The organism is Candidatus Pacearchaeota archaeon, assembly GCA_038874355.1.
In the GTDB taxonomy this organism is placed as follows: Archaea; Nanobdellota; Nanobdellia; order Pacearchaeales; family GW2011-AR1; genus JAVZCO01.
The window spans coordinates 542,759-562,892 of record JAVZCO010000001.1 but is presented as its reverse complement, the minus strand read 5'-3'; the positions used below and the strand labels follow the sequence as shown (position 1 = coordinate 562,892).

Annotated in this window: 17 protein-coding genes and 1 tRNA gene; 5 read left to right on the top strand and 13 right to left on the bottom strand. The window is 25.2% G+C overall.

Translation table 11 applies throughout. From position 1 onward, the window contains the following. Positions 1 to 54: 54 nt before the first annotated feature. The 7 genes from gyrA to QW117_03305 all read right to left on the bottom strand — a co-directional run bounded on the left by gyrA (position 55) and on the right by QW117_03305 (position 7,665). On the bottom strand, positions 55 to 2,520 hold the full coding sequence (gene gyrA / locus QW117_03335; GenBank protein ID MEM3405975.1) for a DNA gyrase subunit A: 2,466 nt from the start codon (positions 2,518 to 2,520) through the stop codon (positions 55 to 57). A 53-nt stretch (positions 2,521 to 2,573) separates the two neighbouring features. Next, positions 2,574 to 4,478, bottom strand: a complete 1,905-nt coding sequence (gene gyrB, locus QW117_03330; GenBank protein MEM3405974.1) for a DNA topoisomerase (ATP-hydrolyzing) subunit B — start codon at positions 4,476 to 4,478, stop codon at positions 2,574 to 2,576. A gap of 203 nt (positions 4,479 to 4,681) precedes the next feature. Beyond that, on the bottom strand, positions 4,682 to 4,849 hold the full coding sequence (locus QW117_03325) for a 50S ribosomal protein L24 (GenBank protein MEM3405973.1): 168 nt from the start codon (positions 4,847 to 4,849) through the stop codon (positions 4,682 to 4,684). Between the two features lies 1 nt (position 4,850). Beyond that, entirely contained in the window at positions 4,851 to 5,141 is a 291-nt protein-coding gene (locus QW117_03320; protein ID MEM3405972.1) for a 30S ribosomal protein S28e, read from the bottom strand. Between the two features lie 33 nt (positions 5,142 to 5,174). Beyond that, entirely contained in the window at positions 5,175 to 5,462 is a 288-nt protein-coding gene (locus QW117_03315; GenBank protein ID MEM3405971.1) for a ribosomal L7Ae/L30e/S12e/Gadd45 family protein, read from the bottom strand. 108 nt (positions 5,463 to 5,570) lie between these two features. Beyond that, entirely contained in the window at positions 5,571 to 7,271 is a 1,701-nt protein-coding gene (gltX, locus tag QW117_03310) for a glutamate--tRNA ligase (protein MEM3405970.1), read from the bottom strand. 40 nt (positions 7,272 to 7,311) lie between these two features. Continuing rightward, positions 7,312 to 7,665, bottom strand: a complete 354-nt coding sequence (locus tag QW117_03305) for a hypothetical protein (protein ID MEM3405969.1) — start codon at positions 7,663 to 7,665, stop codon at positions 7,312 to 7,314. A 237-nt stretch (positions 7,666 to 7,902) separates the two neighbouring features. Here QW117_03305 and QW117_03300 point away from each other — a divergent pair, with 237 nt between their 5' ends. The 4 genes from QW117_03300 to QW117_03285 all read left to right on the top strand — a co-directional run bounded on the left by QW117_03300 (position 7,903) and on the right by QW117_03285 (position 13,012). Next, on the top strand, positions 7,903 to 9,489 hold the full coding sequence (locus tag QW117_03300) for a hypothetical protein (GenBank protein MEM3405968.1): 1,587 nt from the start codon (positions 7,903 to 7,905) through the stop codon (positions 9,487 to 9,489). Between the two features lie 45 nt (positions 9,490 to 9,534). Continuing rightward, positions 9,535 to 10,191 carry a hypothetical protein gene (locus tag QW117_03295; protein MEM3405967.1) on the top strand — a complete coding sequence of 219 codons (657 nt, stop codon included), beginning with the start codon at positions 9,535 to 9,537 and terminating at the stop codon, positions 10,189 to 10,191. A gap of 32 nt (positions 10,192 to 10,223) precedes the next feature. Beyond that, on the top strand, positions 10,224 to 12,047 hold the full coding sequence (locus QW117_03290) for a hypothetical protein (protein ID MEM3405966.1): 1,824 nt from the start codon (positions 10,224 to 10,226) through the stop codon (positions 12,045 to 12,047). A gap of 113 nt (positions 12,048 to 12,160) precedes the next feature. After that, the gene (locus tag QW117_03285) at positions 12,161 to 13,012 is read left to right on the top strand and encodes a nucleotidyltransferase domain-containing protein (protein MEM3405965.1); all 852 of its coding nucleotides are present in this window, start codon (positions 12,161 to 12,163) and stop codon (positions 13,010 to 13,012) included. A gap of 49 nt (positions 13,013 to 13,061) precedes the next feature. On the opposite strand, the gene QW117_03280 is transcribed toward QW117_03285, so the two are convergent. The 6 genes from QW117_03280 to QW117_03255 all read right to left on the bottom strand — a co-directional run bounded on the left by QW117_03280 (position 13,062) and on the right by QW117_03255 (position 19,321). Then, on the bottom strand, positions 13,062 to 13,799 hold the full coding sequence (locus tag QW117_03280; GenBank protein MEM3405964.1) for a hypothetical protein: 738 nt from the start codon (positions 13,797 to 13,799) through the stop codon (positions 13,062 to 13,064). A 62-nt stretch (positions 13,800 to 13,861) separates the two neighbouring features. Continuing rightward, entirely contained in the window at positions 13,862 to 16,324 is a 2,463-nt protein-coding gene (ppsA, locus tag QW117_03275; GenBank protein ID MEM3405963.1) for a phosphoenolpyruvate synthase, read from the bottom strand. 41 nt (positions 16,325 to 16,365) lie between these two features. Then, positions 16,366 to 16,905: a 50S ribosomal protein L16 gene (locus QW117_03270; GenBank protein MEM3405962.1), complete on the bottom strand. Its 540-nt coding sequence runs from the start codon at positions 16,903 to 16,905 to the stop codon at positions 16,366 to 16,368. Position 16,906: 1 nt separating this feature from the next. Continuing rightward, entirely contained in the window at positions 16,907 to 17,161 is a 255-nt protein-coding gene (locus QW117_03265; GenBank protein ID MEM3405961.1) for a 50S ribosomal protein L35ae, read from the bottom strand. Positions 17,162 to 17,281: 120 nt separating this feature from the next. Further along, a complete protein-coding gene (locus QW117_03260) occupies positions 17,282 to 19,090 on the bottom strand; it encodes a nucleotidyltransferase domain-containing protein (protein MEM3405960.1) in 1,809 nt (602 codons plus the stop codon). A gap of 158 nt (positions 19,091 to 19,248) precedes the next feature. Then, positions 19,249 to 19,321, bottom strand: a tRNA-Gly gene (locus QW117_03255). 255 nt (positions 19,322 to 19,576) lie between these two features. Here QW117_03255 and QW117_03250 point away from each other — a divergent pair. Then, positions 19,577 to 20,011 (top strand): hypothetical protein, encoded by a 435-nt coding sequence (locus QW117_03250; GenBank protein ID MEM3405959.1) that lies wholly within the window; start codon positions 19,577 to 19,579, stop codon positions 20,009 to 20,011. Positions 20,012 to 20,134 lie beyond the last annotated feature (123 nt).

The following is a 20,134-nucleotide window of genomic DNA, read 5'->3' as shown; positions in this document are numbered from 1 at the left end:
TCTTTATAATTTTTTAATAATTTTAGCAACTATTTTTCATTTAGTTAATTAATATTATTCTTTTTCTATTCTTACTAAATCGCTAACACTATCATCACTTGTTAGTTTTATTATTTTAACTCCTTGTGTGTTTCTTCCCATAATCCTAATATCTTTGACGCTTACCCTTATTATAATTCCTTTTTTTGTTGCTACAATTATAGAATCATCATCTTTCACACTTATTGTCGCTTTTACTTTTCCGGTTTTTTCTGTAACTTTTAAATTTATAACACCTTTACATGCTCTTCCTGTTTTTCTATAATCTTCTATTGCGCTCCTTTTTCCATAACCTTTTTCTGTTATTGTTAATATTGATGCTTTTTTCTTTTCTTCTTCTGTTTCTGGTAAAACTTCTAAACTTGTTACATAGTCATTTTTTTCTAATTTTATTCCTGTTACTCCATAACTTGCTCTGCCCATAGGTCTAATTTCTTCTGCACTAAATCTAATTGCTTGTCCTTGTTCAGTTACAATAATAACTTCTTGTTTTTCTTTTATTCTTTGTACATCTATCAAATTATCAGAATTGTCAATAGGTAAATTTATTACTCTTATACCATTCTTTCTTGGTTTAGATAATAGTTTTAATGGTAATTTTTTTATTATTCCTAATTTTGTTACCATTAACAAAAAATCTTCAAAATTATCTATTGCAATTATACTCATTATATTTTCATCTTTTATATTTAGTAAATTAACAATTGCCTTTCCCTTTGAATATCTTTCTGCTTCTGGAATTTCATATGCTTTCAACCAATAAACTTTACCTTTATCTGTAAAAAATAATAAGTAATCATGAGTAGAACAAGTTATAACCTTCTTAATATAATCTCCTGTTGTCAAATCACTTCCTATTACTCCTTTTCCGCCTCTTTTTTGTTCTTTATATGCTTTCTCATCTATTCTTTTTACATAATCCTTTCCTGTTATTATTATTACCACTTTCTTTTTTGCAATGAGATCTTTTTCTTGTATTTCTATAATCTTCTGTATTATTTGTGTTTTTCTTTCATCTCCATAATTTCTTTTTAAATCTTGCATATCCTTTTTTATTATATTAATAATTTCTTTTTCATCACTTAAAATTTTCTTCAATTCTTTTATTAATTCTTCTAATTTTTTGTTTTCATCTTTTAATTTTTCTGTTTCCAAAGATGTTAAGGAAGATAATTTCATTTCAAGAATAGCTTGAGCTTGTTTTTGTGTTAAAGAAAATTTTTTAATTAAACTTTCTAAAGCTTCTGTAGAATTTTTTGATTTTTTTATTATTGTTACAATTTCTTCTATATTCTTTAATGCAATAATTAAACCTTCTACTATATGCTTCCTTTCTTCTGCTTTTTTTAATTCAAATTCCGTTCTTCTTTTGATTACTTTTTTTCTATAATTTACATAAACTTCTATTATTTGTTTTAAATTTAATAACCTTGGTTCATTATCAACTAATGCGAGCATATTAGCATCAAAATTGCATTGCATATCTGTGTATTTATATAATCTGTTTATAGTAAATTTTGGTTCAGCACCTCTTCTTAATTCCAAAACAATTCTTATTTTCCCCTTTGATGATTCGTCCCTTATATCAACAATATCTGGAAGTTTTTTTTCTCCAACTAAATATGCTATTTTTTCAATTAAGTTTGTTTTATTTATTTGATAAGGAATTTCTGTTATTATTATTGCTTCTTTTCCTCCCTTCATTTGTTCTGTTGTTAATTTTCCTCTCATTATTATACTTCCTTTACCAGTTTTGTAAAATTCTAATAAATTAGAAGATACTATTATTCCGCCTGTAGGAAAATCCGGACCCTGAATTATATTTACTAATTTTTCAATTTCAATTTTTTCATTATCTAAATAAGCAAGTATAGCATTACATACATCTATTATGTTATGGGGAGGTATATTAGTTGCCATACCCACTGCTATACCACTAGAACCATTTATTAATAAATTTGGTATTCTTGCAGGTAATAATTTTGGTTCTTTTAAAGAATTATCAAAATTAGGAACAAAATCAACTATATTTTTTTCTATATCTTTTAAAAGCTCTTCTGCTATTTTAGAAAGTTTAGCTTCGGTATAACGCATAGCAGCAGGAGGATCATTATCTACAGAACCAAAGTTTCCCTGTCCTATAATTAAAGGATATCTCATAGAAAAATCTTGAGCCATTCTAACTAAAGCATCATATACAGCAGCATCTCCATGAGGATGATATTTACCCAAAACCTCTCCGACTATACGAGCGGACTTTTTTGTTTGTTTGTCATGGGTAAGATTCATTTCATTCATTGCATATAAAATTCTTCTATGAACAGGTTTCAACCCATCTTCTGCAGCAGGTAAAGCTCTAGCAACAATAACACTCATAGCATAGTCTATGTAAGCCTTTTTCATTTCTTCACTTATTTCTGCTTCTTCTATTCCTTCTTCTTCTATTATTTTCGTATTTTCTTTATTTTTTTCTTCTATCATTTTATTTTTTCTTTATTTTTTTATGAATTTCTTTTTTTCTTAATAATTCAAATTTATAAATCTAAATTAGCTTCTTTTGCATGTTCTTCTATAAATTCTTTTCTTGGCTGAACATCATCTCCCATTAATACACTTATTGTTTCATTTGCTTCAATTGCATCTTCTATAGTTATTCTTCTTAATATTCGTGTTTTTGGATTCATTGTAGTTTCCCATAATTGTTGCGGGTTCATTTCTCCAAGCCCTTTAAAGCGTTGAACATTAACATTCTTACTTTGTATTTTATCTAATAAAATTTTTAATTCTTTATCAGAATAGATATAATAATCTTTATCTTTTCTTACTTTATATAAAGGAGGTACGGCCACATAAATTTTTCCATTTTCTATCAATTGCGGCATGTATCTATAAAAGAAAGTTAATAATAATGTTTTTATATGTTGGCCATCAACATCGGCATCTGTCATTATTATTATTTTTCCATATCTTAATTTTTCTATATTAAATTCATCTCCAATTCCTGTTCCAATTGCAGTTATTAAATTTGCGATTTCTTCATTGCTTAAAACTTTTATTGGTTGGGCTTTTTCTACATTTAATATTTTTCCTTTTAGTGGTAAAATAGCTTGAAATTCTTTATTTCTTCCCATTTTGCTAGAACCACCAGCACTTTCCCCCTCAACAATAAAAAGTTCTGTCTCTTCAACTTTGTTAGAAGAACAATCTGCTAATTTTCCTGGTAAACCACTAACATTAAAAGCATTTTTTCTTCTTACTAAATCACGAGCTTTTTTTGCAGCTTCTCTTGCTTTACTTGCTTGTGCAACTTTTTCTGTTATTTTTTTTGCTATGGAAGGATTTTCTTCAAAAAATTGGTTTAAGAAAGAGGTTACAACAGAATCAACAAATCCTTTAATTTCGCTATTTCCAAGTTTTGTTTTTGTCTGTCCTTCAAATTGCGGATCTTTAATCCTTAAAGAAATAACAGCAGTTAATCCTTCTTTTGTATCATCTCCTGTAATAGTTTCGGTTTTTATTATTTTATTTTTAGTAGCATAATTGTTTATAACTCTTGTCAAAGCTGTTTTAAATCCTACGATGTGAGTTCCTCCTTCTATTGTATTAATAGTATTAACAAAACCATAAATATTATCATTATAAGATGCATTATATTGTATTGCAACTTCTATTATTGTATCATCTGTTTGTTTTTTAAAGTAAATTGGTTTATGTAAAACTTCTTTTCCTCTGTTAAGCCATTTCACAAATTCTATTAATCCTCCTTCAAATAATAATTCTTCTTTTCTATTTTTTATCTCATCTTTTAAAATAATTTTTAATCCCGGAGTTAAAAAAGCAATTTCTCTAAGTCTATTTAATAAAAGGGAATAATCAAAATTTAATGTAGAAAAAATTTCTTCATCCGGCCAGAATTGAATTATAGTTCCTGTTTCTTTTTCATCTTTTGACTTTCCAACAATCTTTAATTCTGTTTTTGGTTTTCCTCTAGAAAATTCTTGTTGCCATATTTTACCATCTCTTTTTACTGTAACAATAAATTTTTTACAGAGAGCATTAACAACACTTGCTCCAACTCCATGCAAACCTCCAGAAATAATGTATGCTTTATGTTCAAATTTTCCTCCTGCATGAAGAATTGTCATAACTGTTTCTACTGTGCTTTTTCCTGTTTGTTTATGTTTTTCTACAGGAATTCCTCTACCGTTATCTTCTACTATAACAGAACCATCTTTTTCTAGTATAACTATAATCTTATTACAAAATCCTGCTAGTGCTTCATCAACACTATTATCCACTATTTCATAAACTAAATGATGTAATCCTTCTTTTCCCGTACTTCCTATATACATAGCAGGTCTTTTTCTTACACCTTCTAAACCATCTAAAACTTTAATATCATCAGCAGTATAATTTTTCTTGTTTTTTTCTTCTTGCATTTTAAATATTTTTGTCTAAGTTAATTTATCTTTTATTTTTTATTAGAAATTTGAGTTTATCACCTCAAATCCTTATTTAAGGAGAAAACTATATTTAAAAAGTTTGCTTCTAAAATTTTAACTTTATAAGCCTTAATAATGCAAAATTTATAAAAAATTAATTTTCGTCGACGAAATTTCGACGAAGTTTAATAGAAATTTTTTTATTCTTCTTTTTTAGAAGAAGACCATTTTCCTTTTTTTCTATTCATTTCAGAATATTTCCTACATTTTCTTGAACAAAAATATGAAATATGGCCAGTATTACTATTAACTAAAGTTATTCCTCTTGGAAATTCGTATTCTTTTTTACAATAGCTACATTTTGGCATTTTAACTAAATGCTCCTTTTGTTACTTTACTTTTTATTGGTCTTGCTTCAATTTCAGTTTCTCTTAACATAAGAATATCATTTAATTGTATAGGTCCTTTCACATTTCTTCTTAATTGTTTTCCCTTTTCTCTTCCTTCCATTATTCTGCATTTAACTTGAGTTATTTCTCCTCGAAAACCTGTTCTTCCAAGTATTTCTTCTACTAAAGCAGGAACAGCAATATTTTCTTTTTTTTCTATTTTTATTGTTTCTGTTTTTACTTCTTTAACTCTTTTTTTATCACTTCCCATCTTAAAAATAACTAATCTTAAAAATAATTATTTTTATTTCTTCTTTGTTTCTTCTAATTCAATTATAGCTACTGATGAACAAGCAACATTTAAACCAGCTGCTGCTCCAAGTTTTTCTTTACTATCTACTTCTTCTAATCTTATGTTTTTTTCTTTGCAAAGAATTGGTATATGTTGTATTATTTCTTTTGGATTTACATCTTTTGCAATTACCACTATTTTTGCTGTTCCTCTTTCTATTGCTTTTGTAACTTCATTTACACCTTTCTCTATTTTTCCAGTTTTTCTTGCTTTTTCTACAAGTTCGTATCCAGAAGACATTTTTTCCTTCCTTTATTTTAGTTCATTGGATAAATATATTTAGAATTAGTATTTATAAAAGTTTTGTTTACCCTATTTTTACTTATTTTATATTATATTTTTTATTTTTTATCTATGTGCAAACCAAAATTCGTATTCTTTATTTTTATTTATATTATCGAATCTTACAAAACCAAATCTTTCAAATTGTATTATTTCATTTTTTTTCAATTTCTTTATATCGGAAGAAGCATAACCATTTACCCATTCTGCATTATCCATTAACACTTTTGCTTTTACAAATTCTGATACCCAGTTTATTTTTGGTAGTTCTTCTTTATTTTCTAAACTTGTAAATATAGCTTTTTCTTTTTCTATTCTTATATTGTAAAGATGCATTAATCTAACTTCTTTTTCTAAATATTTTTCATAATCTTCTTGAGAAATAAAAATATTTTCTTTTATTTTTATTTTTCTTTTTTCTTTTTTTTCTGGATGAATCTTAACTTCAATTTCTTTTATATTTGGTTTATTTTCAATTTTTAATGAAATAGGATTTGCTACAAAGGAATATCTTTTTGCTTTTTTGTCAATAATTTTACGATTTATTGCAGCAATAATATTAAAATCTATATTTGCTTGTTTTTTTTCTAAACCAATTTGCTTTATTAATTCATAAAAAGTTTCTTTTACTATACCCCTTCTTCTTAATGCTTTTAATGTTACTAACCTAGGATCATCCCATCCAATATATTTTTTTGATTTTATAAGCTCTAAAATTTCTCTTCCTTTTGTTATTGCTCCAATCACATTAAATCTTCCATATTGTATTATTTCTGGTTTTTTTAAATTAAGAATTTTTCTTAAATAATCATGAAATTCTGCTCTTACTTCAAATTCATTACTTCTTAAAACATGAGTTATATTCATTAAACTATCTTCTATTGGATTATAAAAATCATAGGTCGGCCAAGCAGCATATTTATTTTTTTGTTTAAAATGTTCTTTTTCTACTATTCTAAAAAGTACAGGATCACGCATAACATAATTTAAACTTTGCATATCTCCTATTGCTCTTAATGTTGCTTCTCCTTCTTTGTATATTCCTTTGATCATTCTTCTCCATTCTATTAAATTCTGCCTCTTGTTTTTTTTCCTACAAGAACATTCTACACCCAATTTTCTTAAATTCTTTATTTTATCTCTTGGGCAAAAACAAACATAAGCTTTTTCTTTTTTTATTAATTCTTCAGCATATTTGTAAAGTTTTAACATGTCATCAGAAACAAAAGTAATTTTATCTGGTTTTATACCTAAATAATTTATAATATCTTCTTTCATAGCTTCAACATATTCTTGAGATTCTTTATCTGGATTAGTATCTTCAAATCTTAAATAACATTTTCCTTTATTTTCTTTAGCATATAAATAATTTAATAAAAAAGATAAAGCATGGCCGATATGACAAAATTTACTTGGTTCTGGAGCAATTCTTGTAACAATTTTTTTATTTTTCTTTTTTATTTTTCTTAAAATATCTTTCTCTTTTTTTTCTTTTTTATTTATTTTAGTGATTTTATTACTTATTTTATTAAATTCATGGATTTGTTCTTCTTCACTTAAAGAATTTACTTTTTTTACTATCTCTTCTATTTTAAGAAAAATTTCTTTTATTTTATCTTTTTTTAAACCATGTTGAAATAGAGGAGATAAAACAAAATTAGAAATAGCTTTTCCATTATGTTCTATAGCATTTTTTAAAGCATATGCATAAATAAGCTCTTCCCAATTTTCTTTTTTTGTTTTTTCTTTTTTTATTTTGGATTTCATATTAATTTTATCTTTTTAAAATTTTATTTATTAAAATTATTTAACTTCCTTCTAATCTTCTAACTTTCTTTTCTAATAAATCTACCCTATCAACTAAAGAATAAATTCTTCTGCTTAATTTATCTATTCTTTCTTCTATTTCTTTTAATTTAATATTTTCCTTTACATTATCTTCTTGTTTAGAAAAATAATTTTCATTTTGAGAATCAAAATTTTCATTAGTTGCTAGTGCAGAAAAAGAAGAAAATATATCTGAATTTTGTTGAGTAGTTGTTTGTGCAGTTAAATCCTCTTGTATTACATTTTTCTGGTATTCACTTTGTTCTTTCTTTTTTCTTATTCTTTCTAATGGTGTTAAATCTATAATTTTATCTCTTTTTCTTCTAAAAAACATATATCTGTTTAGTAATATTTATATTTAAACTTAACTAAATTTTAATAAATATCTTATTATAAATATAATCAAAGAATATCAAAAACTAAATTAGAAAAAGATTCTCTTAACTGAAGAGAAAAAAATATAATTGATAAAGATTTAGCGAACTAATAAAACCTTAGTAAACTTATGCAACTAAAAAAACAAAGCTTTTTTAAATAAGAATTCTTTTATTTGTAGTATAAAAAGAGGAGAATGGCAAATCCAATAGAATTACCTTCTGAAGAAAGAGAAGCTCGTGATAAAGTTTTTGAAGAAATGAATTTTATAGCTAAATTAATTGCTACTGTTAGTCCAGATATTTATTGTAAGAAAAAGGCAGCTTTAAAAGTAAAACAACTTTTAAGAGAAGGAAAATTTTGGGAAGCTGTAGAAAAAGCAGAACCTATTGAGCCAGAAATATGCCCAGAAAGAGAAACAGAATATCATAAAATAGTTTTTGATTCTTCTATGGAGGCATTAGAACCTATTTATTTTTGGATAGTTGATTTTTTACAAGATAGTGGGGGTAAATTTGAAAAATTAATAGATAATTTTTCTGCTACACCTGGATCTGGAAATTTTTCTGAACTAATGGGAAAAGCTACAAGAATGCAAGAAGAAATAATGAAAATAATGCAAACTATTGGTGTATTAATAAAAAGTATTTTAAACATAATTTATGATTTGAAGGAATTTGAAATAAGATTAGACCACTACAAAAAATCAGAGAGTAAAAATAAAGCAGAAAGAGAAGCTGGATTATTGGCTTTAAAACAAATATGGCTAGATAATGTAGATATTAAAAGAGGAATTGGAAGTATTAATGCTTTAACAAGAGGAGATCTAAATTTTGTTACTTTAAGAGATGCTTTTATGTTGGTTAATGATCCTAAAGAGGTAGATTATTTAGATTTAAATGATAGAGTTAAAAGATTATTAAAACCAAGAATAGCAGAATTTTTGGAATGGAAAAAAAGAAGTTATGCAGAGTTAACTAAAAGATACAATATTGAAAGAGCATATCTAAAATCGCAATTAAACTCTTTAAAATTATATACAAAATGGGCACAGCCTTATCTAAAAGCAGCAGCTCAATTAGAACAAAGAAATTTTAACATAACAAATCCATATTTAGTTACAGCCTTTAATACTATAGTTTTAGAGATGCTTTTATTTACTCAAAAGAAAATTGATCCAAAAGATTTAATTTATGGAAAAAATAAAATGTTACCAGAAGTTTTTGAAAAAATTTCTTTTAAGAGAGATTATTATGCTTGTGTTTTTATTGATTTTATTTTTAGAAGTTATCCTGTTCAAACAGCTCGTGGAGGAATATCTTATTCTGGAAGAGCAGAAGTTCATATACAATCTTTTGCTTTAAATAGTGAAGAGATAAAACTATTAAAAGAAAAAATAAATGAATCTAGTTTTAATGAAACTTTAAAATTGGCTTCTGGAATGACAGAAGAAGCTATAAATGAATTAAAAGATGATATAGAATATTTTTTAAGTGATGAAAGGGAAAAAGAAGGAGAAAAAAATGAAATAACTGATGTAAATCCTTTTTTAGCATTGTTTGGATTTTATAATAAATCCACATCAGAAAAAAAAAATAGAAAAGAAAAAATTAACAAAAAAGAAAAAAAACAAGAATTATTAATAAAGCCAGATAATTTCTATGAAAAAATATTAAGAAAAATAGCACAAGAAGAAGCAGCAGAAGCTTCTTGGAATTTTTTTGATAAGTTTAAGAAATCAAGAGGTTGGGCAGCTCATCCTGGTTATGGAGAATTTGTATAATCTTTAGTTTTTTAATTTTAATAAAAAATAAGTATATATATAAAAATGATAAAAAAGAAAGAAAATAGAGAAAAAAATAGAAAAGAAAAAAATAAAGAAAAAGAACAAAAAAATGAAATAAAAGAAGAAACTGAAAATAAAGAAATATCAGAAGATAAAAAGGAAATAAAAGAATTAAAAAATGAAGAAGAAATAAAAGAAAATAAAATAGAAGATTTTAATGAAATTGGTTTATTTAATAATTCCTCTTCAGAAGGATTTTTTATAGAAAGAATTGCGCCTGTTTTAATATCAAATAAAAATATTAATTTAGAAGAAATAACAATTGATGAATCAAATTTAAATAATACAAAATCAAATAAAGACGATATGTCTTTTAATTATTCTAATATCAAAAAACAATATGATAAATATGATTTAATGAATTATAAAAAAAGTGATTACTACATAATTTCAAGAGAAAATGAAGATAAAGAAAAAAGAATGTCTCTAGTAACAGATTCATTTACAAACGATTTTTTTGATAATACAAACTTAGTTCATTTAGATAAATTAAATTTGCAACATCATGTAGTATGGGAAAAGAAAAATGAGACAAAAATAAAATCTTATATTGATATAAAGCAAAATGACATATTAGAAGATACAAAACTACCTTTTGAAAAAAAAAGAATAAAAAGAAAGAATTTTAAACTCGAATAACTTCTTAAAATAAGTAAAAATATTAAAAAGAGATGGCATATGAATTTTTTTATGAAGGAAATAATCTAGAACCATTCAGAAGCCCTTATTCAACAGGATATGTTTTACCTGCATATCAAGCATCAGGAATCACTTTAGATGCAAGAACTGCAAATCAATTACAAGAATTAAGCAATAAAATAAATTTTGGGAGTAAGGTTATAGAAGTTGGAAGCATTTCTCCAGAAGTTTTTGATTCTATTCCAAAACATCATCTACAAGAAATGAATAGACTATCAAAACTGACAGGAGTAGAACCAACTTTACACGGCCCTTTAGTAGAACCTTCTGGATTTACACAATATGGCTGGAATGAAGCAGCAAGAAAACAAGCAGAAAAACAAATATTATCAACTATAAAAAGAGCAGTCGATTTATCTGATAAAGGAAATGTTAATGTTACTTTTCATTCTAGTGCTATGTTGCCGCAAGAAGAAGTGAAAATTAAAGAAAAAGGGAAGGAAGAATTACAAAGTTTTTTAGTTGTAGATCCTACAACTGGCCAAATACATCAAATAAAAAGAGAAGAGAAATTTTTTCCAGAAAAAAAAGGTTATGAGGGTTTTGAAAAAGAAAAAGAGTTGGAAAGGTTAAATAAAGAGCAATGGTATAGAATTCTTAATAGCATAGAATATTATTTGCATTATGGGGAAAGAGAAGTTAAAGAGATCGATTCTTCTGTAAAAAGAATATTAGAACAATCAGGTTATGATAAAGATAGGATTAATGAAATTAGAGAAGATTTATTTAAAGCTTACGCATCTGGGAAAATAGATTCCCTTCCAAATATTCCTGCAATTCAGCCTTTAAAAGAAGGAGCTTCTGAAATTTTTAAATCACTAGATCATTCAAAAATATTTTTAAGAGATTCTTACAATAATTTAAGAGAACTCTACAACAGAGCTTATAAATATGCCGACGAAGAAGATAAGAAAAAATTAGATTCTTATAGAAAAGAAATAGAAAAACAAATACAACAAGGAATAGAAGATAATCCTGAAAAATTAATAGAATTTTCTGACATTATTAGAAAAGGTGTAAAAATTTTATCTGAAATAAAAAATCCTCCTTTGTTTAAACCATTAAATGAATTTATAATTGATAAATCTGCTGAAACTTTTGGAAATGTCGCTTTTCAATCTTACAAAGAATTTAAAGACAAAGCGCCTATAATAGCTATAGAAAATCCTCCATTAGGTAGTGCTATTTCGACAGCAGAAGAATTAAAAGCTTTAATAGAAAAATCAAGAAAAAATTTTATAGAAAGAGCAAAAAGAGAAGGAATGTCAGAAGAAGAAGCAAGAAAAGCTGCAGAAAAAATAATAGGTGCTACATGGGATGTTGGTCATATTAATATGTTAAGAAAATATGGTTATGAGAAAGAGGATATAATAAAAGAAACAGAAAAAATAAAACCTTTCGTTAAGAAAATTCATTTAAGTGATAATTTTGGTTTAGAACATACAGAATTGCCTATGGGTATGGGAAATGTTCCAATAAAAGAAATTTTAGAAAAATTGGGAAAAGAAGGATATGAAGCAAAAAAAATTGTAGAAGCAGCAAGTTGGTGGCAACATTTTAAAACACCACCAATAACATACTCTTTAGAAGCGTTTTCCTCTCCTTTATATAGCATGATGATGGCTCCTTATTGGAATCAAGCAGGAGGATTTTATTCTTATTATGCAGGAATGGGAACTATTTTACCAGAACAGCATTTTTCTATTTATGGTTCTGGTTTTACATCATTACCAATGGAACTAGGAGGCCAAGTTTCAGGAAAACAATCAAGAGTTAGCGGTACACCAGTAGATTAAATAAATATGATAAAAAATAAAAATATAAGAATTATATAACAAATGGTTTTATAAGCAAAATTTAAAAACTTAATTTAACTTAAATTAATTAACTTAAATTAAAAAGAGGTAAAATGGAAAATAAAAATAAAAAAGAAAGATTAAAGAATATTTCTTCAAAAAATAAATATTTAAAAGAAAAAGAAACCTTAAAATTAGTAACAGAAAAAGATATTGCTTTTGATTTTGCTACAAAAGTTTATCAAAAATTTGACAAACTTATAAAAAGTATAATTCTTTTTGGTAGTAATGTTAAAGGAACTTCTACACCAGGTAGCGATATAGATATAATAATTATAGTGGATGATGTTTCTGTATCTTGGGATGAAGAACTTATTGTTTGGTATAGAGAAGAATTAGGAAAATTAATACAATCTAATCCTTATAGAAAAGAACTTCATATTAATTCTATTAGATTAAAAACTTGGTGGCAAGATTTAATTAGAGGAGATCCTATAGTTATTAATATATTAAGATATGGTTATCCTCTTATAGATTTTGGTGGTTTTTTTACTCCTTTAAAAGTATTACTGCAAGAAGGAAAAATTAAATCAACAGAAGAATCTATTTTTATTAATTTACAAAGAGCTCCTTTACACATTTCAAGAAGCAGAGCAAATAAACTTTCTACTATTGAAGGATTATATTGGGCAATGATAGATTCTGCACAAGCAGCATTAATGGCGGCTAAAAAATTACCTCCAAGTCCAGAAAATGTACCACTTATGTTAAAAGAAACTTTTGTTGATAAAAAAGAATTAAAAATTAATTATGTTGTATGGTTAAGAGACTTATATGTTCTGCATAGAAAAATTCTTCATGGAGAAATAACAGATATAAAGGGAAGAGAAATAGATGAATGGTTTGAGAAAACTAATTCTTTTGTAGAAGAAATGAAAAGAATAGTTAAAGATTTATTAGTATAATCATATTAAAAATTCTTATCTAAAATGCCTTTAAATTTTTTATAAAGATTTATTCCTTTGATTTAAAAACTTCATATATAGTTTCATATAGTCTTTCTTTTTCAACTTCATCCGCTTTTTTATGTATATCTTTTATATAATCTACTAAATATGGTTTTTTGAATTTTTTTGTTTTTTCTTCTAATTTTTCTAATTTGTTTTGATAAATTTTTAAAATCAAATCATGGTTTATTGCAGAAACATATAAAAATACATTTGTCCACATTTTTATTTCTTTTTCATCTTTTAATTTTTTACTTTCAATTAGATATTCTTTAATTATTTTTCCCGCTTCTTGATTCATTAAATTTTTAGCAATTTCCTTCTCTTTTTCATTACCTTGTTTATATAAAAAAATTATCTGTTGTATATTTTTTACCTCTTCTAAATATTTTATAAACTCTTTATACTTTTGATCAGAAGAAGATTTACTCAATAAAGATATATTAAATAATTCTTTTTCTTCTGCATCTTTTAGTATATTTTCTAAATTTCTTTTTGAAAAATCTATCGCTCTTCCTCTTTTTGTTAAATAAACAGCATTCATTAAAGCTCTATATTTATCTGGTGTTAAATTTATGCTATTTCCATTTTCATCTACAGTTGGATCTAATCCTGTTATTTCTATTGTTTGATTTCTTACATATTGATAAATATTAGGATCATAATTATCTCTACTCAAATTTTCTAAAATAGATTTATCTTTTCTTTCTTCTTCCCACTTTTCTATAAATTCCTTTTTACCCATATTTTTTAAAAGAAAAAGAAATTTATAAATTTTTTCTTTTTTGTCTTTTTTGAGTAATAACATTATTTAAGATCGCTATTAAAAATGTCTATTCCTAAATCTAAGTCTGGCCATTCCTCTTGTTTTCCTTCTTCTTTTTTCTCTTCTAACTTTTTATCTTCTTCTTTTTTCTCTAATTTTTCTTTATTTTCTAACTCTTTCTTTTTTGCCATAAATTTTAATTTAAATCTTTTAGTTTTTAAACTTATCCCTTTCAATCCTTTTTTTTCTAAATCCAAAACAAATTTACTTATTTCGTAAGCTTTATCAGGAGTTACAGTTAAACTATCTATTCCATGTTTAATCAAAAATTCTACCATTTTTTCATTATTTGCTGCCTGCCCACATATAGAAGTTTCTACTTTATATTTTTTACATACAGATATAACATATGCTAATTGTTTTAATATAGCAGGATGCATTTCATCATATAAATATTGTACATTTTCATTATTCCTGTCGACAGCTAAAGTGTATTGAGTTAAATCATTAGTTCCAAAACTTATAAAATCTATACCTTCTTTACATAAATCATAAATTATTTGTGTAGAAGCAGGAGTTTCTATCATAATTCCTAGTTTTATATTTTTTATTTCATTAGTTGTTAGAGAATATAAAATTTTTTTAAATTCTTTTATTTCTTCTACTTTAATAACTTGTGGTAATAATATTCCAATAATTTTATTTTTGGATAGTTCTAACATTGCTTTAATCTCTGCTTTTAATATTTCTTTATATTTTAAACTTGCTCTAATTCCATGTAGTCCTAACATAGGATTATTTTCTTTTTCTTTTGGTGCTCCTTCTAAATTATTATATTCATCACTTCTTATATCAGATGTTCTAATCCATATTTCATCAAAATATTTCGCTATTTCAGATATTCCTTTAAAGATTATTTTTTCGTATTCATCTATTTTATTATTTTTTAAAAAATAGAACGGATGTTTTCCTGATTCCGCAATTATTCCTTCTAATCTTAATAAACCAACTTCTTTACAAGAAGTTTTTGATGCCCTTTCCGCGAAGCTTGGTAAATCAATTCCAACTTTTATCTTTGTTTTGGTTTTTACTACTTCTTTTATTTCGACCTTTATTTCTTCTTTTGCTTTACCTTCATAAATCTTTCCGGTAAAACCATCTACAGTAACAATTAAATCTTCTTTTAAAATAGAAGTAGCTTTTTCTGTTCCTACAACAGCAGGTATGCCCATCTCTCTGCTAACAATAGCTGCATGACATGTTAAGCCACCTTCATCTGTAATTATAGCAGAGCATTTTTGCATTGTCACAACCATATCTGGATTTGTCATTTTTGTTACAAGAATATCTCCTTTTTCTATTTTTTCTAAATCTTTTAATGTATTAACTATTTTTACTTTTCCAATACCTATTCCTGGGGAAACGCCAAATCCGCTTAAGATTACTTTTCCTTCGGAAATTTTTTTTGTTGTTTCTATTTTTCCTATTGTTGTTATAGGTCTTGTTTGAACAATGTATATTTCATTAGAATCTATTGCAAACTCTATGTCTTGTGGTTGGTTATAGTGTTTTTCTAATTTTATAGCATATTCCGCAAGTTTTTTTATTTCATCATCTGTTAAAACTTTTGATTTTGCTTTTTTTTCATTTAGTTGTATAATAATATTTTTTCCTTCAGAATTACGTGTAATTTCTATTTTTTTATTTCCTATAATTTGTTCTAAAATATTTAAATCTCTTGAAACAACATACTTATCTGGAGAAATTTTTCCAGATACTATGCCTTCTCCTAATCCATAAACAGCTTCTATTATAATGTTATTATCTTCAGGATTTATTGGATTACGAGAAAACATTACACCAGACTTATCACTATTAACCATTTTTTGGACTATAACAGCAATTAGTACATCTTCATGTTTAAAACCTTTTTTTATTCTATAATAAATTGATCTGGAAGTAAAAAGAGATGCAAAACATTTCTTTATGTGATTTATAACTTCATATTTTCCTTTTACATTAAGGAAAGTTTCATTTTGACCGGCAAAACTTGCTTTTATAGTATCTTCTGCAGTAGCACTAGATCTAATAGCAACAAAAACATTTTCTTTTGAGGTTTTTAATATCGAAGTTGTAATCAAATTATTAGTAATAAATAAAGAATCGCTTGTTGATAAAATATCATAAGCATCTAAAATTTCTTCTTCTAAAATTTCTGGCATATTAGCTTTTTCTATCATTTCGTTTATCTTTTTTGAAGTTTCTTCTAATTCTTGCGTATTTTCAATATTAAGAAATTTTAATATATCATAGATTTTTTCTTTTAATCCACTTTCTCTTAAAAAAAATTCATATGCTTCTGATGTTACTACAAAACCGGAAGGTACAGGAAAACCTTCGTTATACATTTCCCCTAGATTAGCACCCTTCCCGCCAACTAATTTTATATCTTTTTTTGATATTTCAGAAAACCACTTAACAAAATTATACCTCTCTTTTGTCATATCTCAATAAGAAAATTATACTTAATAAATTTTAGCCTTTTTTATTTATTTTTTGTTTCTAAAACAATTCTTGCATGACATGGAATTTTTGCCTTTATTTTTTCTAAAGCATCAATTGCTATTCTTTTTACTTTTTCATTATTTGTCGCTACTAAAAATATTTCTTTATCTTTTTTTACTATAGCACCTCTTCCTATTGTTGTACCGAAAGAATGTTGCATTCCTTTAGACATTCTATCAGCCCCAGCTCCTGTTAATGTTTTATTTTCTCTTATTATATGATGAGGATGAACTTTCAGCTCAAAATAAAATTGACCAGCAGAATTTTTTTCTAATTCTTTATTGACATATTGTCTTGCGGCTTCTAATGCATTATCTCTTATCAATACATCTTCTCCTGAGCATAATTTTATAATTATATTATACTTTCCTTCTTTATAACCATTTAAATCTCCCATCTGAAATTTAGATATTTTTACAGGAGGGACAGTTTTTATATAATTTTTATTTTTTGATGTAGACTTTCTAGTATAAGGTGTTACGTGTTTTTTACTATATGCTAAAGCTTTTCTTAATGCCATTTTATTTTATTATTTCAATTTCATTATTTAGCGCTTGGCCTGGTAAACCTTTTTCAAATATAGCTCTTACTAATCCTTTATTTCCATGACAAGAAGAAATCTTTCCTTTTATAATTTTTCCAGATGGACTTTTCCATGCAACTTCTTTTCCTATAAACTTAGATGCCTCTTCTTTATTTTTTGCTCCAACATCTATAATAAAATGCCTTTTATGTAAAGTATGCCTTCCTCTTCTAAATTGAATTACTTTAGCCATTTTATAAAACTTAATATAAAGGTAGTATTTAAAAATCTTTACAAAATTATTTTTTATTATTTTATTAATTATCTTTAATTAGATTTTTTAAATTTATGTAATAATTTTATAATTTTTAATTTAAAAGGTTATTTCATAATTTCCAAATTGTTTTTTTAGAGCAGAAAAAAATTTATCATTTAATTTAATTTCTTCTTCCTTATTTGAAATAAAATTTGAAATTTCTTCAATATTAGATTCTTTAAATACCTCTTTTTCTTCGTTATACCTATACACTTTTTTCTCATCTAATAAAAATACTTCTTTTCCTAAAATTACTAATTCTTTTATTTTATCTTTTATTTTTATTTTATATCTGTTTTTTTCTGATTTTAAAAACTCTTGTCTTTGATTATATTCAGTTAAATAGTTTATTAATATATTAGCATCTTTTCTTGCATTTTCTACTTCATGTTTAGATGCTTTTTTTATCTCTTTTTTAATCTTTAATAAATTATTAAATAGTTTAATTATATAGGAAGGAAAAATTCCATTTTTTATTTTTTCTTCTATTTTTTCTTTGTAAATTTTTTCACTACCTCTTCCAAATAAATTTTTCATTAATTCTATAACATTCTTATATAATTCTTCTATTGTTTTTTCATTAACTCTCTCTTCTATTTGCTTTCTCAGTTCTTTTAATCTTTTCATATACTCTCGACATTCTTCTATTAAAACATCTATTTCTTTTCCTTTTATTTCTTTTAATTCATCATGTTCATATGCTTTATACAATTTTATAATTTTTTCTAGTATATCAATATATTTTTTTTCAAGAATTTTCTCTTTATCTAAAAATATTTTTTTCATTTCACTTACAGTTTCTTTTGGTGCTAATGGAGGAATACCATATAACATCAATAATGCTTGAGAAGGAGTTACAATTCCCCAGTACATTTCATTAATTACTATATCAATTAATTTTTTTTTAGCTATTTCTTCTATTTTATCTCCTATAGACATGAACATATCTATTGCTTCTGGGCTTGGTTTTAATTTTCCCATTTTTAATAACAATTTCCATGGCATAAAAGTGCCTTGATCAAATAAAGGAACCCCGTCTCGAATAAAAGTGAAAATTACAGGATTTGCATCTTTTACAGATTCCCAAAATTCTGTTAAGATATAAACTTGTACATTTAACTTATTTTTTACTCCAGCTATTTCCGAAGCCTCTATTATGTAAGAATAGATAATACTTCTGAGTTTTTCTTTTAATTCAAATCTGTTCATTCTTTTTACATCAGTATCATTTATAATTACATAAACATCAACATCAGAAGTCTCTTTTGCTTCTCCTCTAACTAAAGATCCTGCAATAACATAACTTACAACATATTTTTCGAATTTCCTTAACACCAATGTTTTATGAATTGACGCTAATCTTAAAGATCCCAAAATTCCTTTATCAAACAAAGGAAAAGACATAGATAATGCTTCAACTAAATCATACTTTTCATCCATACACATTTCCCATATTATATTAGGAGAAAAAAAATGCAACCATACTTTTTGTTTATATTCTTTTACCTTCTGAATCAAATCTAATTTTATTTTTGGTAATTCTTTAATTTTTTCATCCGGTATTATTATAGCAAGATGAATTAATTTTTTTCTTTGTTCTATCTCTTCTTTTGGTAGCTCTTCTTCTATTTCTTCTTCTACGAATTTTTCATTTGCTTGTGGCGGAATAATTCCAATAGCAAGAACAAAAGAATACTTTTTTATTACTTCTTTTTTTAATTTTTCAATTTCTTTTTTTACATTTTCTAATTCCAATTCTTTTTTTCCTTTTTCAGGAATTTGATTAGAAATCTTTTTATAAATTTCAGAATGATCTTTGATATTATCTAAATTATTTTTTTCTTGTTTTTTTTCTTCTGCATTCATTTTTTAAATAAATAAAGTTAATATTTAAACTTTGTTTAAATTCTTTAATGAGCCTGGGAGGAATCGAACCTCCGCCATCTCGGTGTAAACGAGAGGGTCTGCCATTAGCCTACAGGCTCTCTAGTATTAAAAATTATTTATGCTTTTAAATTTATGTATGCGTTCGCCGGGATTCGAACCCGGGCCTTCTCGTTGGCAACGAGAGATACTAACCAACTATACTACGAACGCTTTAAATAATATAAATTAATTAGTATTTTTAAATATTTTATCTTATTGATTATAATTTTATCTTTCCTTATTTATTAATAAAAAAATTATTTGTAAGTATTTTTACTTAATAATTTGTCATATTTGATGAAATTTCATTTTCAGAATTTGGTTGCTCTTAGGCTATCTACTTCTAGATAGAGATGGGTTGTTTATGGAAGAATTTAGAAATTTAAAAAGTAAAATTTATATATAATTCATATAATTTACTTTAAAATGATACCCAAAACTGAATTAATATATTCATACCCATATAATGCTCTATTTAACAAAGAATTTAATCACATTAAACTAGAAGAATTAAAAATAAAATTTTCAAAATTTGAAGATTTATACAATAAATATATAAAAAAAATATTAATTTTTATTGAGAAATTTAATGAACCTTGGAGGAAAAAATATATTCCTATTTATTTAACAGAAAAAACAAAGCCAATATCAAGCCCACTAACATTAAGATATGAAGAAAATGAAAAATATATTCTTGTAGTATTAATCCATGAGCTAATACATAATAACATTAGCAAAAAATTTATTGATAGGAATGCTCTTCATACACACATTTCTAATATAACCAAAAGAGTTTGTTCTGAATTAGATTTAGATTTAAGTAAAGAAGTAAAAGAATTAGAAAATAGAATTTTCAATTAAATAATTAAATATTGTTTAAAAGTGAAATTATTTACGAAAAATTTAAATAGTAGCTTTGATATTATACTATATGGTTTATGAAACTATTAAGAAAACATATAAAGAACAATTAACTTATAATAT